The organism is Fodinibius salicampi (assembly GCF_039545095.1).
Taxonomy (GTDB): Bacteria; Bacteroidota; Rhodothermia; order Balneolales; family Balneolaceae; genus Fodinibius; species Fodinibius salicampi.
In genome coordinates this window covers 222886-237233 of record NZ_BAABRS010000002.1, presented here as the reverse complement: position 1 = coordinate 237233, position 14348 = coordinate 222886, and the positions used below count along the sequence as shown (strand labels likewise).

The following is a 14348-nucleotide window of genomic DNA, read 5'->3' as shown; positions in this document are numbered from 1 at the left end:
ATTCTTAAATTATATTTTGTTTTTTTATATTCAGATTAAAATGATTTTCCTCAAACAATTCATATAAATGTTAAACTGACTTCTTTTTTTTACTTTTATTAAATAGTTCTATATTTGACTTTTAAAATGAAATGGTAAGTATTGCTATTAGCTTGATTAGCTGAAATTTTTTAACAAATTATTGAGATGGGATATAAAAGCGAGTCGGTAGCCCAAAACAGTATCATCCAAGAGAAATACGAGACGGTCAGACAATCTATTGTACAAGAGATGTACGATACCAATATTGGATCAGCAGAGGGCGCAGACAGCAGTTATTCTAAATTTGAATCACTGGCCAATAAAACATTTCGGGGAAAACGAAGTATTGATATCGCCATCGGTTGTCTTGCTTTTGCCGTATTTTTAATTGTATATCCTATTTTTGGATTATTTATAAAACTGAGCTCCCGCGGACCTATTCTCTACAAACAACGCCGTACAGGACAACATGGACACGAATTTATCTGCTATAAATTCAGAACAATGCATCAGCTAGATCTTCGGCGGATTGATGGTAAGCCGGTTGTTACCCAGGAAAATGACAAGCGTGTTTTTTGGTTTGGAAGCTTATTGCGAATGACTAATCTGGATGAGATTCCACAGGTACTAAATGTTCTCAAGGGAGATATGAGCCTTATAGGTCCACGCCCTTATCCCATAGAAGAATGTGCCCACTGGAACAATACCTTCGATGATTTTTTCTATCGCTATGCGGTAAAACCAGGCATTTCAGGTTTGGCACAAGTTAAAGGTTATCGCGGCGGTACGCTTGAAGAAGAGCACATGCGGAAGCGTCTCGATTATGATCTTATTTATGTTGAAAAACAGTCGCTCTCACTCGATCTATACGTATTAGGCCGTACAGTATTTAAAATGATCCATCTGGATACCGACGGACATTAGAGCATTGGCTTTTTTCATTATCCCACCAAGAAATATCTTTATTGGATACAGCTTGTTTAAAATATTACAGGTTATCTGTCCATATCCGATCCTCTCTTTTAAAGCTTCTTTTCAGTCCTGATATTCAACAATTTTACCGTTATCTTTAGACTGAAATTTTAACTCCTAAAACAAATAGTCACATGAAAGTTACAGTAGTCGGTGCCGGTGGGAATGTCGGCTCTACCGTATCAATGGCAGTAGCACAGCGCGACTTTGCTAAAGAAGTAGTAATGGTAGATATCGTACAAGAACATAACGGTGAAAAGATATATCCTTCCAAGGGACGTGCCCTTGACCAGTGGGAATCCTCTCCCATTCACAAATTTGATACAAAGCTTACCGGAACAGTAGATTATGAAGACACTGCAGGATCGGATGTGTGTGTAATTACAGCCGGGGTACCGCGTCGACCGGGTATGAGTCGGGATGATCTGCTTGAGACTAACGCCAATATTGTACAGTCTGTTACCGAGCAGCTCATTGCACACTCCCCCAACACGATCATTATTGTTGTTTCCAATCCCCTTGATGTGATGGCCCAGGTAGCCTATGAAACAAGTGGACTGGATTCTAACCGGGTAATGGGTATGGCAGGAATTCTTGATACGGCCCGCTATCGTTCTTTCCTGGCAGAAGAACTGGAGGTCTCTCCAAAAGATATTCAGGCACTTTTACTGGGCGGACACGGAGACACTATGGTACCTCTGCCCCGCTTTACTACCATTGGTGGAATGCCGGTAACCCAATTTATTGATGAGGATAAACTTGAAGAAATTGTAGAACGCACCAAAGGTGGTGGGGGTGAGCTGGTAGAATTGATGGGGACTTCCGCTTGGTACGCACCGGGCGCTGCTGCCGCACAGATGGTCGAGGCGATTCTTTTGGACCAAAACCGCATATTTCCCTGTGCTGCCTACCTAAATGGCGAATATGGCCATAAAGACCTCTTTTTGGGGGTACCAGTCAAACTTGGCAAAGGTGGCATAAAAGAAATAATTGAGGTTGATTTAAATGATGAAGAACAGCAACTTTTAGATACATCAGCTAATCATGTACACTCCGTACTTGATAACTTTCGCAAGCTGATGAACAAATAAATCGCAATAAATTGTTGAAGACGTAAGGCTTCTTCACTACTTGCATTTTTAAAAAAAGGCTCCGTCGATCATAGCGGAGCCTTTTTTGTTTTAGGAACTTTCATCTACGAGTTGGATTCGTGCTACTTTATTTAACAAGCCTTTTTCCATAATCCTTCAACTATTTACAGCTTGAAGGTATTACAACATTTCCGGATCCCCCCTTTATTGACATATGTATTTTATAACTTATTGCCAACCTAGTGTAAGCACAAGTTCTTCAAGCATTTTATTTAAAACTTATTACTCTCCACTCATTATGGCGCACTGACGAGCTCAATATTTTCAGCTACCAGTCCCTTATCGTTTTCAATCAGATCAAATTCAAAAATGAGATGTCGACTCGGTAAAAAGTCGGTATCCAAATTCTCCTCGAATTGAGACACATGGGCAAACACCGTTCGATAGGGCGACTCATCAAAGCGAGAATCTGTAATCCACAAGTTTTCATTCAACCTGACCAGATAGCGGAGAAAACCATACCCCTCATTATGTGCAAAATCATAGCAGACGCCCCGCACGCGCGAGCCTATTTCTCCCCAGCCATAAGGTGACTCAATCGGAAGCAATCCCGGTATCAGATAACCGGAAATATACATATCCGCCTCTTTGCGAAGCTCGGGCGACATATCATCGAATCCCACTAGCTCAACCCGTGTTCCCTTTTGCTGTGCGGCCTTAACGACGCTTACATAGCTACCGTTATTGGTAAGCAAAACAATCTTATCCAGTTGGTCGGCCTGTGTTACAATATCGACGGCCATGTCCATATCTACCGTAGACTTAGTAATGATCTCTCCCGTTTCTTCGTCTTCGTAGTACTGCATCGGCCGCTTAATGACCTTATACTCAAAATCCCGAAGTACTTCACTAAATCTTTCTGTTTTCTCGCGATAGGATTCATCTTCTTCTACTCTCTGCTGATCGTATGCCAAATATACATTCATCCGAGAAGGAATACTTCCATCGCGGCCCGCAAATTTACGTAAAATATCATAACGTAAGCCAAAGCCACCATTCATGGTTACATTTACTGCATCAACAAAAATGCCGATCTTATTTCCCATAAATAATTTCCCCTTAATAATTTTAAATTATACGCCAATAATAATTTTCGAAATGGTGAGCCCTTTCTAATAACTGTTTTCACTCACCGGGATAAACCAAAATGCCAATCATTTATTTCGATGCAGGCCATGCAAAAAGTATAAAGCCTGCTGTACCAATAAATAACATGATTGGCCGGCTTATCCATTCCAAGCCAAGCCACTCTCCCACATAAGGCTGAATGAGCAGGCAAAAAACGGCCAGCAAAATCATGCCCAAACCCCGTCCCAAATCATAGTCTACTTTATAAACCTTAACACTCTGGTAGTACAACAGTAATGCCATCGAAGCATAACTAATAAGCGTAGCCGTAGCCGACCCCATCATCCCCAGATAGGGGATAAGTATGAGATTGGCAGCAATGGTTATACCAGCACCAATAAGGGTAATAACAGGCAGTACTTTTGTTTCCTCCTTAATAAATATGCCCGCTGAAAAATTCATATACCACCCCTGAAACCAGTAGGCCGCGAGCAGCAAAGGCACGATTTCGAGTCCCATCCAATAATCCTTTCCAATAATATAAGCATCCAGTATGGGGACTTTAATCTGAACAATCTGATCGACAAAAAGTGCTACAATCAAAAAGCAAACTCCCGCAACACAGTTAAAATAGCGAAAGACATCTCGATATAAAGCTTTAGAATCGGGATCATCAGCATGGCGAAGGAAAAAGGGCTGCCAGGCCATCCGAAACATCTGAACCAGCAATAACATAAAGACCCCGAGTTTATAGCAAGCATTATAGACTCCAACAACGGCTTCGTGGGTAAATCCAGCTCCATAAAGCTGGTGGATGGTATCCAGCGACAGATAATTGTTAAGCAAGAAGCGGTCGAGACTCTCATTAATGGCATAGCCCAGTCCGGCCGGCACGAATGGCAGACCGAACTTTAATGCTTTCTTGAACAGTATTTGTTTGATATCCCCACGAAGCATATCGGATGTGATAATCCAAAGAACCAGTGTAGTAACGCCCGAAGCTACCAGATTTGCTACAAAAACGGCTTGAATGCCCCATCCCAAACCCAAGATTAGATAGAAATTGAGTCCAATATTTATCAGCACGTTTCCGGTTCGCAGAACGGCAAATAAAACTGATTTACGAACCAGGCGCAGCTCGGCAAAAGGCACAATACACATGGTATCAAACCAAAGGATACCGATCATAAACAAGTAAAAGTTCTCGGTCTCAGGACCAAGGCTCATTAGCGGCATCAATACTGGAGCAGAAAACCACAATGCAACTGCCAGTACCGTTGCAGCAACTAACAATCCTGCTTGTATCGTCTTGAAAACATCTTTGGCTTTTTCTCGGTCTTTGGCATAACGCAGATAGGCCGACTCCATGCCAAAAGTAAAAATCACATTCAGGAACATAATTCCCGAATAAACCAGTCCAACAACACCATACTGTTCCCGCTCAAATACATCCGTATAAAACGGAACCAACAGGTAATTAATAAACCGAGCCAACACGCTGCTGATACCATAAATTAGCGTGTCGGAAAGTAATTCTTTAAGTTTTTTCAAACTGGTTTATGATTTATAGCCATCCATCTACTTGACAAGCTCTTGCATAGCGTGTACTCCCAACACATAACTCTGTTTTCCGAAACCGGTGATTATACCATCGGCCACAGCTCCGGTGAGCGTTTGCTCGCGAAACGCTTCCCTTGCATGTATATTCGACAGATGTACCTCTACAATCGGAATACTAAGCAGATCAAGGGCATCACGAATAGCTACGGATGTATGCGAATATCCGCCAAAATTTGCTATAACGCCATCAACGTTTCCATGTAAAAGCGACTGTATCTTTTCTACCAATTCTCCTTCCAGATTACTTTGAAAGAAGATAAATTCAATATCCGGGAAACTATTGGCCAGTAATCCTTCAATATCTCCAAGGGTATCCGAGCCATAATGTTCCGGATCACGCGTTCCCAGCATGTTCAGGTTGGGACCATTGAGTACGATTAGCTTCATATTTTCACCTCATCACCAATTTGGTCGGCCAACTTTTTCATGCGCTCGTCAGAAACTTCTACGTTATGACCAAGAGCCATTACCTGGTGTGTTTTATATAATGGAATAAGGTGTACATGGGCATGAGGAACCTCCAAGCCCTGTATAATTACACCGGTCCGCAGTGGATCTAAAGCCTCGTCTATAGCATGAGCGATGGTTCGGGAAAAATCCATTGTGCGTTGCATTAGCTTATCCGGCAAATCAAAAAAATAATCAACCTCCTTTTTGGGAACCACCAGTGTATGACCCTCTGCTATAGGATTAATATCTAAAAAAGCAATATGCTCCTCGGTTTCTGCGACCTTGTGACAGGGAATCTCCCCTTCAATAATTTTAGTAAATATAGTAGCCATAAGATTTATTAATCGTTACGGTTTTTTTAATTAAGCTGATGATAGCTTAGCTTATTGTCAAACCTTATCATAAGATATTTTATTACAAGCATGATAGTAAATAACCAAATGAATGTATAAAAGTGTATTTGGGTGTCCAAGTACAGTTTAAACATTCTTCATTTAAAAAAAATAGATTTCCGGTTGAAATTAAAGCAATGAAAGCCGTATATTTGGAATCTGTTTTCAACCCGAGAGTCGGTAGCTCAGCTGGCAGAGCAACGCCCTTTTAAGGCGTGGGTCGTGGGTTCGATCCCCACCCGACTCACACTATCACTATTAAGAAACTCTCTCTCAAGCCTCTGGCGGTTGATAGCCTCAGAGGCTTTTGTTTAACTATACAGGATTTTGCTCTTTTAAAAGGAATAGCATATTCCATAGCCATCTTATGCACGTACTATTTTCATGGAATGGCTGCACCTCAACTTAACGTTGATAAGGAGTATATACTCTTTGAATGTTGCTATCTATTATTTTAATATTCTTTTATGGCCGATCAGCAGAAGCAGTCTCCGAATAACAATCCAAAGGGGAATAAAAATAAGAAAGGTCCAGGCAGAAGATTCCAGTACTCTTTTTATTGGATTATTTTCGCTACCCTGCTTGCCTTCTGGATTTTCAGTTCTCAGGAAGGAGGTCTTTTTGGCGGACCTCCCAACATTGACTACAGTACTTTCCGTGAACAAATTCAATCCGGCAATGTAGAACGGGTAACCGTTCAGGGTGATCAAGTTAAAGGCAAACTTAAGCAGGAAGTTCCACTCAAGGCTGCAGAAGAAGATACAACCAACTACAGTAACTTTACCACCTACCTCCCCTCTTTTGGTGACGATAAGCTAATGGATATGCTTGAAGCCAATAACGTGGAAGTTCAAACCCTGCCCCCCAGCAATTTCGACTGGTGGACGATTCTTATCTGGGGAATTCCCCTGGCTTTCCTCGTAATCATCGGACTCCAGTTCTTCCGCCAGATGCGCATGCAGGGACAAAATATGTTTAAAATCGGTCAGTCTAAGGCCAAGCTGCAGGATGCCGAAAAGGTTGATACTACTTTTGATGACGTGGCCGGTCTTGAAGGAGCTAAAACCGAACTGCAGGAAATTGTCAGCTTTCTCAAAAATCCCAATCAATTTGATTCTCTTGGGGGCGAAATCCCTAAAGGACTGCTGATGGTAGGGCCTCCGGGGACCGGTAAAACCCTGTTAGCCCGGGCGGTCGCTGGTGAAGCAAAAGTACCTTACTTTACGATTACGGGTTCTGATTTTATGGAAATGTTTGTCGGAGTAGGTGCAAAGCGGGTACGCGACATGTTTGAAAAAGCCAAGGAGAAAGAACCTGCGATCATATTTATTGATGAAATTGACTCCATTGGACGTAAACGAGGGGCCGGCGTCGGCGGGGGACATGATGAACGTGAACAGACTCTTAACCAGCTACTAGCCGAACTAGACGGATTTGAACCTAACGAGGGCGTAGTCGTTATTGCAGCTACCAATCGGCCTGATATCCTGGATAAAGCGCTACTTCGTCCCGGACGTTTTGACCGGCAAATAACGGTTCACCTGCCTACCCAGGAACACCGTGCTGAAATATTGAAAATACACGCCAAGAATAAGAAGCTTTCTGATGAAATTGACATAGAGGAAATTGCCCGCTCTACGCCCGGATTTAGCGGAGCTGATTTGCAAAACCTTCTTAATGAAGCTGCTCTCATCGCTGCCAGACACAAGCGCAAGGCTGTTGAACAACAGGATGTGGACCAGGCACGGGACAAAGTCATGATGGGCTTGAAACGTGAAGGGATTCGCCTGTCGGACCATGAGAAAAAACTACTGGCTTATCACGAAGCGGGACACGCTGTTGTAGCAGCGGTATTGCCTAATACGGATCCCATTCATAAAGTCACTGTTATTCCACGCGGGAAGGCGATGGGTGTGACTATACAAATGCCGGAAAAAGAAAAACTGCTGTATGAAAAAAAATATATGCTTGATCGCATGGCAGTGATGATGGGTGGACGCGCCGCTGAAAATCTTATCTTTGATACTGCAACCAGTGGCGCTGAAAATGATCTAAAACAAATTACCAAGCTGGCCCGCAAGATGGTTCTCGACTGGGGCATGAGCGATAAATTTAACAATATTGCTTTCGGTGGTCAGCGCGAACAGGTTTTTCTCGGCGAACAGATGGGAAGTCAACAGGATTTCAGTGACAGTACGGCTCGGGAAATTGATCAGGAGGTTCATCAAATTCTCAAAACAGCCTATGAACGTGCGTTAGAAGCCATTACCGAACACCGTGATATCCTCGACCGTCTCGCAGATGAACTGATCGAGCATGAAGAAGTCTCCGGAAAGTTAGTAATGAAGTGGCTTAACGGCGAGGAGGGAGAGGAAGAAGAAGTTGGAAAAGGCGAGGAGGAAACAGACGAAAAGGATAAAAATTAAGGTGAATCTCATTCTTCCCGTTCAGAGAAAGAATAGTATCTTTATTCTCAACACCTGCTTGTATTTTTCTTTGATTTCTATCATTATGATCCTGAACTGACATTTCTGTCTTAACCTTTTGGAAGCTCTATGTGGAAAGAATTTAAAGCCTTTGCGGTTCGGGGCAATGTCATCGACATGGCGGTGGGTATCATTATTGGCGCAGCCTTTACGGCGGTGATTCAATCGCTTGTAAAAGATATTATGATGCCCCCGCTGGGACTTATTGTCAGCGATATCGACTTTAGCAACGCATACATTATCCTTGCGGAAGGAACTACTTCTGCTCCCTACGAATCTCTACAGGCTGCTGAACAAACCGGAGCGGTTATTCTGCGCTACGGCTCCTTTCTTAATAACTTTATCAGCTTTGCGTTTGTATCCTTTGCTGTCTTTATTTTAATACGATACATAAATAAGCTCAAAGATCCGAAAAAAACTCCGGAACCGGTTTCACCTACTATTAAAAAATGTCCCCACTGTTTATCGGACATTCCATTGGAAGCAACCCGCTGCCCGCATTGCACCTCTAATCTCAAAGAATCAGCTTCCTGATGTCATTTATTCTTCTCTTGGGATTAACGGCGGCTACCTTGACAACGATTGCATTTATTCCCCAAGTCATTAAAACCTGGAAGACAAAATCCGCCGATGACCTTTCTCTTGGCATGTACTCCATATTTTGTACCGGAGTTCTATTATGGCTTATATACGGTATCCTGATTGGAGATATCCCGGTTATTGCGGCTAATACTGTTACTCTGATACTGGCGTTGACGATCCTTTTCTTCAAATTTTTCTATAAAGAATAAGGCAGCTGACCAGCAACTCCATATTCTTTCTTACACAAAGAACATGACCATAAGCGTATATAAACCAGCAGCAAGGCCGGCAGCAGTAAGTGCCAGAGGTATTTGTGTATGAACGTGATCCATGAGATCACAACCAGTAGCTAATGAGGAAAGAATAGTGGTATCAGAAATAGGTGAGCACTGATCTCCAAAGACACTCCCCCCGACTACGGCCCCAAAGCAAAGAGTGATAAAAAACTCCTCCGGCAGTACCGCCCAGGCCAGAGGCATCGCAACCGGAAAAACGACTGCATACGTTCCCCAAGAAGTACCAGCTGAAAATGCGATGAGCATACAAAGTGCCATCAACAATGCTGGAAGCGCTACTGGCCCGATAGCATCTCCTACAAGGGCCACCACATACTCGGCAGTTCCTACTGCCTCTGCCACCTCTTTTAGCGTCACTGCCAGGGCCAGGATTATAGCGCCAATGGTCACTCCTTTACAGCCATCTACAAAACCATCCATTACCGTTTGTAAATCCATTCCCTTGGCCAGCGCAACAAACATTCCGGTCAGTACCGCCAAAACAAAAGCCTCAGCAATTAACAGTGTAGGGTCTTCAGTATTTCCCATAATATAGGCTGTATAGCCGTAGGGAATAATGGCTACTCCCAAGAGCGTGCCAATAGGACCAAAGAAGTCTACCAGTCCTGAACTATAGTCTTCCGGGATATCCAGCTCCGTAAGTTCTGAGGCGGCCATCGGCTGGGCCTCATCATCATCCAGCTTTCCCTCCTCCCGGGAACGGCTCATGGCGTTACGTATCTTCTTTCCTGGGATCCACGGCCATAGTTCCCATGCAAAAAGCAGGGTTAATAACAGGGCAATGATTCCATAGAAATTGAATGGCAATGCCTGAAAAAAGAAGTTTACGCCATCCTGCGTAGTCTCAAACAAGGGGATCGTTCCGGCTACCAGTCCCGCAATATAAATAGGCCACACATTAAAAGGGATAACAGTAGCAGCCGGTGAAGCCGTGGAATCCACCATATATGAAAGTTCTTCGTGAGAAACATCATGTTTGTCTGCAATAGGACGAACGGTTGCCCCGGTCAATACCGTGCTGATTGTACCGCCCTGGTGAAAAACCAAACCCATTAACCAGGTAAAAAACTTGGCACTTTTTGGACCCTGCACTATTTTAGCGCCCGCCCACTCAGCAAAACGCTCTGCACCACCTGTCCGCGTCCATATACCTATAAGTCCGCCGAGCGACCAAAGATAGACCAACAATATTAAAGCAAAGCTTTCTGTACCTATAGATGGAATCAGGAATCCCTGCACTACATTTAAATTACCCGATATAACCCCTCCCAATACAATGCCCACAAACAGGGAACTGATCACTTCCCGTGTCCAAAAAGCCAATCCTATGGCTACAAGCGGCGGCATTACTGACCACCATCCAAAGTGATTATCCTGCTCCGGGATATCACCGGCAAACACCACTCCTAATACGATAAGGATAAACGTAATCCCTAGATTAATTCTGTTTCCCTTTGAAATTTTGGCTATCAGCTGATTTGTATCTGGCATATATTCATTTCTTAATTGTGATGGGCTCCCTTAAGCTGTTTAAAAGCTGTCAACTAAGCAAGTTCACTCTATCATATACTTCTCAATTTTCTATATTAAAGCGTATTGATTAAATTTTTTATATATACCATCGGCTTTCTTTTTTATGCTCACAACGAAAGACTATTTACGAAGCATACTGGCTATCATCGTTTTTTTTGTGATGCTGATTATTGCCACTCCCCTTATTCTTTTTCTGCTGATTATAACCTTGGGACGGGCTTCCAATTTTGTTGTTGAATCTATTGCCCCAGTCATTGTTAAACCGGTATTCTGGGTAAGCGGAATCTCATTTAACATAGAACTGCATGCTGATTCAATTACTGCTCCTGCGGTCTTTATAATCAATCATACTTCTACGCTGGATGTATTGACTATCCTTGCTCTTGGGTTACCTAAAATACGTTATGTTGCCAAATGGGAATTCCAGTACAATCCTATTTTCTTTCTTCTGGGCAGATTAACGGGGCAGATATTTATTCAACGAAAAAAGTCCGAAGAAGCCATTGCCAGACTCCAGAACACATATGAACGTATACAAAAAAAGCAGCTCTCAGTAATTATGGCTCCGGAAGGCTCGCGCAGTCATCCCGGCGTTATCGGTCCCTTTAAAAAAGGCCCGTTCCATATGGCTATGGATCTGGATTATTCCATTGTGCCTATCTATTTCGAAGGCAATCGGGAACTCAGCAAGGGAAATTCCATGCTTACCCAGGCGGGAAAGTTAACTGCCCATATCCATGAACAAATTGATGTATCTGACTGGACGGAAGGAAACCTGGAAAAGCATATCATACAAGTACGGCAGCGGTATCTAAAATGGGCTGGTGTTAAGGACGATAATGTGGATCCAATTGCATAATTACACAGTTAAAATTTAAAATGTTGAAGGGTAAAGGTTAAAAGACTACAGTTATTGAAAGCCAAATATTTAATAAAGGATGGACATACATTTCTGGAAAGCCGTTTTCAATTAACTATTAACTGATAACCAGCAAACTGTTTACGATAACAATCATGAGTATTCACAATATTGAAATTAAAGCTCACTGCAATAATCCTGATGCTATCCGGGATATCCTACAGAAGCACGGTGCTGACTTCATAGGCACCGACCATCAGGTTGATATCTATTTCCAGGTGCCGCAGGGACGGCTAAAGCTGAGAAGGGGAACGATCGAACAAAAACTAATTTTTTATCAGCGTAATAATCAAAAAGGACCCAAATCCTCGGATATTCATCTCGTGCCGGCAACACATCCACAAAAAATGCAGGCCCTCCTGGAAAACGCACTCGGAACCAAGGTAACAGTGGACAAACAGCGGGAAATCTATTTCATCGACAATGTTAAATTCCACATAGATGAGGTAAAAGAGCTGGGTAGTTTTATGGAAATCGAAGCTATTGATGAAGACCGGACGGTCGGAGAAGAAAAGCTACAGCAACAGTGTCAAAAATATATGGCCCTTTTTAACATTCAAGAAGAAGACTTGGTTGCCGAGTCTTATTCCGATCTGCTTTTAAAAAGATAAAACTATCTTAACAGAGGCTTTGTAAAACCTCCTTATCCCCATCTTTTATTCTCTTCCACCTTGTGGCATTACCCCAAAAGGCTCATAAAACGCTAGGAGCATTTAACTCCTCAGGGTGGACAACCTCCGGATACGCTGATTACCGCTCTTGGCCACCCTTCGTCACACAGAAATGGTCCGGGGAGAGCTCTGTCGCTTTCAAGAAAAAAGTAGGAATACCCCGGCCTTGAAAAGTCAGGCATTTTATCCAACATAAGTTCACAGCCCTGATAAGTTACTATATTCAATCCTTCTGTCTTCCTTTCCTAAGGAAGAACTCAGATAAAACTTATACAGGACGAGAACCAAAGTTCCCTTTGGAGAAAGGGGATTTAGCGGAATTGAAAACTATCAGCCTGTAACATTCCTAAAAACCAATTCTCGTGCCCTATGGAATGGAGCTCAATTCCACGGGGCCTGTCCGCCTTCTCCAAGGCGGAACTCCTTTTCTAAGGTTATGACAATCTAAAAAAATATGGATACAGGAGCACTAACGATCGATACTGTTATCCGAAATCTGCCATCTGCTAACCGTCATCCCAGACAACCCATCACTATCGCCTTATTTTTAATTCACAATTGAACTTCGAACCTGCAACATTTAACCTTAAACCTGTAACCCTATATCCTCAAAATGGGCGATCTTTTCGATAACTGAAATAATTACTCAACCGAAAAGCCTATACCCTCGTACCGCCGCTGAGCAGGTATAGAATGGCCATACGGACTGCCACCCCATTGGTCACCTGGCTCAGGATTATCGACCGCTCATGATCGGCTACAGCGCTTTCCATCTCTACCCCGCGATTAACCGGACCGGGATGCATAATGGTAAAATCCGGATACTTCTCCAGATGCTCCATGGTTATGCCAAACATCTGGTGATACTCCCGTATACTTGGAAACAGCTCTGTACCATCCTCCTGCCTCTCCAACTGGATACGCAACGCCATAGCGATGTCGCACCAGGCAAGCGTCTCATCCAGATCGTAAGAGACATTGGCCCCCAGCTCATCAACATAAGCCGGCATCATGGTCTTTGGTCCACAGACCGCTACCTCGGCACCCAGCTTAAGCAACCCGATGATGTTTGATCGTACCACCCGGCTGTGAGCAATATCCCCGATAATAGCTATATGGCGACCGCTAAGATCCGGATAAACCTGCTGCATGGAAAAGAGATCCAGCAGCGCCTGCGTGGGATGCTCATGGGCTCCGTCTCCGGCATTAATAATAGCCGCATCCACACAGCGGGTCAGGAAATGCGGTACGCCGGGACTTTCGTGACGCACGACCACCATATCAATTTTCATGGAACTGATATTCCGAATGGTATCTTTGAGTGATTCCCCTTTTTTAACACTGGATGAACCCGTTGAAAAGTTAACGACATCGGCCCCCATACGTTTCTGCGCCAGTTCAAAAGAGAGCCGGGTGCGAGTGCTATTTTCATAAAAGAGATTAACAATCGTTTTGTCTCTTAACGTAGGCACCTTGGGTACCGGGCGATCCAAAATCTCCCGAAAATACTGAGCCTGGTCCAAAATATATTGAATATCATCGCCGGAATAGTGAGCCAATCCCAGCAGATGTTTTTGCTGAAAGTCGTAATCTCCTTCTCTTTCCTGGAGTTTTATCTCTTCACTCATTATTCCTCCTCTGAATTTTTAACCACGTATACCGCATCTTCTCCGTCCAGCTCCTGAACTTTTACCCGTACCTCTTCCTGAACATGGGTAGGAAGTTTCATACCTACATAATCCGCACAAATCGGAAGCTCCCTATGGCCCCGGTCAATCATACAGCAAAACTTAATACTGTGGGGGCGCCCATAATCCATTAGCGCATCCATTGCCGACCGTACCGTACGTCCAGTATAAAGTACATCATCAATGAGAATGACATCGCGATCGTAAAGATCGAAGGGAATTTCTGTGACTTTTACTTCCGGCATTTTCAGGCGGCTTCGGAAATCATCACGATAAAAGGTAACATCCAGCACTCCGAAATCAGGTTTAAAACCGTATTCCTGTTCAATAATATCCACAATGCGCCTGCCAATATGCACCCCGCGGGTCTGCATGCCGATAATAGCTACTTGTTGGGGATCGTCGTGCGGCTCCAAAAACTGATGGGCAAATCGCAAAAAGGTGCGATTCAGTTCTTCGGCCGACATGATTTTAATCGTGTTCAAACGGATATCCTCGT

The 14348-nt window shown here is 43.4% G+C and carries 14 protein-coding genes and 1 tRNA gene; 8 read left to right on the top strand and 7 right to left on the bottom strand.

Features of this window, described 5'->3' with window-relative positions; genetic code table 11:
- Nucleotides 1-186: 186 nt before the first annotated feature.
- Together ABEB05_RS08890 and mdh are read left to right on the top strand one after the other, a co-directional pair.
- Nucleotides 187-945 carry a sugar transferase gene (locus ABEB05_RS08890; protein ID WP_265789428.1) on the top strand — a complete coding sequence of 253 codons (759 nt, stop codon included), beginning with the start codon at nt 187-189 and terminating at the stop codon, nt 943-945.
- A 182-nt stretch (nt 946-1127) separates the two neighbouring features.
- A complete protein-coding gene (mdh, locus tag ABEB05_RS08885) occupies nt 1128-2084 on the top strand; it encodes a malate dehydrogenase (RefSeq protein ID WP_265789427.1) in 957 nt (318 codons plus the stop codon).
- Nucleotides 2085-2380: 296 nt separating this feature from the next.
- On the opposite strand, the gene ABEB05_RS08880 is transcribed toward mdh, so the two are convergent.
- The 4 genes from ABEB05_RS08880 to ABEB05_RS08865 all read right to left on the bottom strand — a co-directional run bounded on the left by ABEB05_RS08880 (nt 2381) and on the right by ABEB05_RS08865 (nt 5614).
- Complete coding sequence (locus ABEB05_RS08880) at nt 2381-3190, bottom strand: LabA-like NYN domain-containing protein (protein WP_265789424.1); 810 nt, start codon at nt 3188-3190, stop codon at nt 2381-2383.
- A 112-nt stretch (nt 3191-3302) separates the two neighbouring features.
- Nucleotides 3303-4763 (bottom strand): lipopolysaccharide biosynthesis protein, encoded by a 1461-nt coding sequence (locus ABEB05_RS08875; RefSeq protein WP_265789422.1) that lies wholly within the window; start codon nt 4761-4763, stop codon nt 3303-3305.
- A 27-nt stretch (nt 4764-4790) separates the two neighbouring features.
- Nucleotides 4791-5219, bottom strand: coding sequence for a type II 3-dehydroquinate dehydratase (locus ABEB05_RS08870; RefSeq protein WP_265789420.1), 429 nt, complete (start codon nt 5217-5219; stop codon nt 4791-4793).
- Nucleotides 5216-5614, bottom strand: a complete 399-nt coding sequence (locus tag ABEB05_RS08865; protein WP_265789418.1) for an HIT family protein — start codon at nt 5612-5614, stop codon at nt 5216-5218. Before ABEB05_RS08865 ends, ABEB05_RS08870 begins: the two co-directional genes overlap by 4 nt.
- A gap of 234 nt (nt 5615-5848) precedes the next feature.
- Between ABEB05_RS08865 and ABEB05_RS08860 the strand changes: the two genes are divergently transcribed.
- The 4 genes from ABEB05_RS08860 (at nt 5849) to ABEB05_RS08845 (ending at nt 8951) form a co-directional block, all read left to right on the top strand.
- Nucleotides 5849-5921, top strand: a tRNA-Lys gene (locus tag ABEB05_RS08860).
- A 220-nt stretch (nt 5922-6141) separates the two neighbouring features.
- The gene (gene ftsH / locus ABEB05_RS08855; RefSeq protein WP_265789416.1) at nt 6142-8100 is read left to right on the top strand and encodes an ATP-dependent zinc metalloprotease FtsH; all 1959 of its coding nucleotides are present in this window, start codon (nt 6142-6144) and stop codon (nt 8098-8100) included.
- 129 nt (nt 8101-8229) lie between these two features.
- Entirely contained in the window at nt 8230-8694 is a 465-nt protein-coding gene (gene mscL / locus ABEB05_RS08850; protein ID WP_265789414.1) for a large conductance mechanosensitive channel protein MscL, read from the top strand.
- The gene (locus ABEB05_RS08845) at nt 8694-8951 is read left to right on the top strand and encodes a SemiSWEET transporter (protein ID WP_265789412.1); all 258 of its coding nucleotides are present in this window, start codon (nt 8694-8696) and stop codon (nt 8949-8951) included. The genes mscL and ABEB05_RS08845 overlap by 1 nt, the downstream gene beginning before the upstream one ends.
- Before the next feature lie 30 nt (nt 8952-8981).
- Here the strand turns inward: ABEB05_RS08845 and ABEB05_RS08840 are convergent, their stop codons facing one another.
- The gene (locus tag ABEB05_RS08840) at nt 8982-10529 is read right to left on the bottom strand and encodes a Na+/H+ antiporter NhaC family protein (protein WP_265789410.1); all 1548 of its coding nucleotides are present in this window, start codon (nt 10527-10529) and stop codon (nt 8982-8984) included.
- 145 nt (nt 10530-10674) lie between these two features.
- Here ABEB05_RS08840 and ABEB05_RS08835 point away from each other — a divergent pair, with 145 nt between their 5' ends.
- Together ABEB05_RS08835 and ABEB05_RS08830 are read left to right on the top strand one after the other, a co-directional pair.
- On the top strand, nt 10675-11430 hold the full coding sequence (locus ABEB05_RS08835) for a lysophospholipid acyltransferase family protein (RefSeq protein WP_345694263.1): 756 nt from the start codon (nt 10675-10677) through the stop codon (nt 11428-11430).
- Between the two features lie 155 nt (nt 11431-11585).
- On the top strand, nt 11586-12101 hold the full coding sequence (locus tag ABEB05_RS08830; protein ID WP_265789406.1) for a class IV adenylate cyclase: 516 nt from the start codon (nt 11586-11588) through the stop codon (nt 12099-12101).
- Between the two features lie 719 nt (nt 12102-12820).
- Here ABEB05_RS08830 and ABEB05_RS08825 read toward each other — a convergent pair.
- Together ABEB05_RS08825 and pyrR are read right to left on the bottom strand one after the other, a co-directional pair.
- Nucleotides 12821-13789 (bottom strand): aspartate carbamoyltransferase catalytic subunit, encoded by a 969-nt coding sequence (locus ABEB05_RS08825; protein ID WP_265789404.1) that lies wholly within the window; start codon nt 13787-13789, stop codon nt 12821-12823.
- Nucleotides 13789-14334, bottom strand: a complete 546-nt coding sequence (gene pyrR / locus ABEB05_RS08820; RefSeq protein WP_265789403.1) for a bifunctional pyr operon transcriptional regulator/uracil phosphoribosyltransferase PyrR — start codon at nt 14332-14334, stop codon at nt 13789-13791. Before pyrR ends, ABEB05_RS08825 begins: the two co-directional genes overlap by 1 nt.
- Nucleotides 14335-14348: the final 14 nt, after the last annotated feature.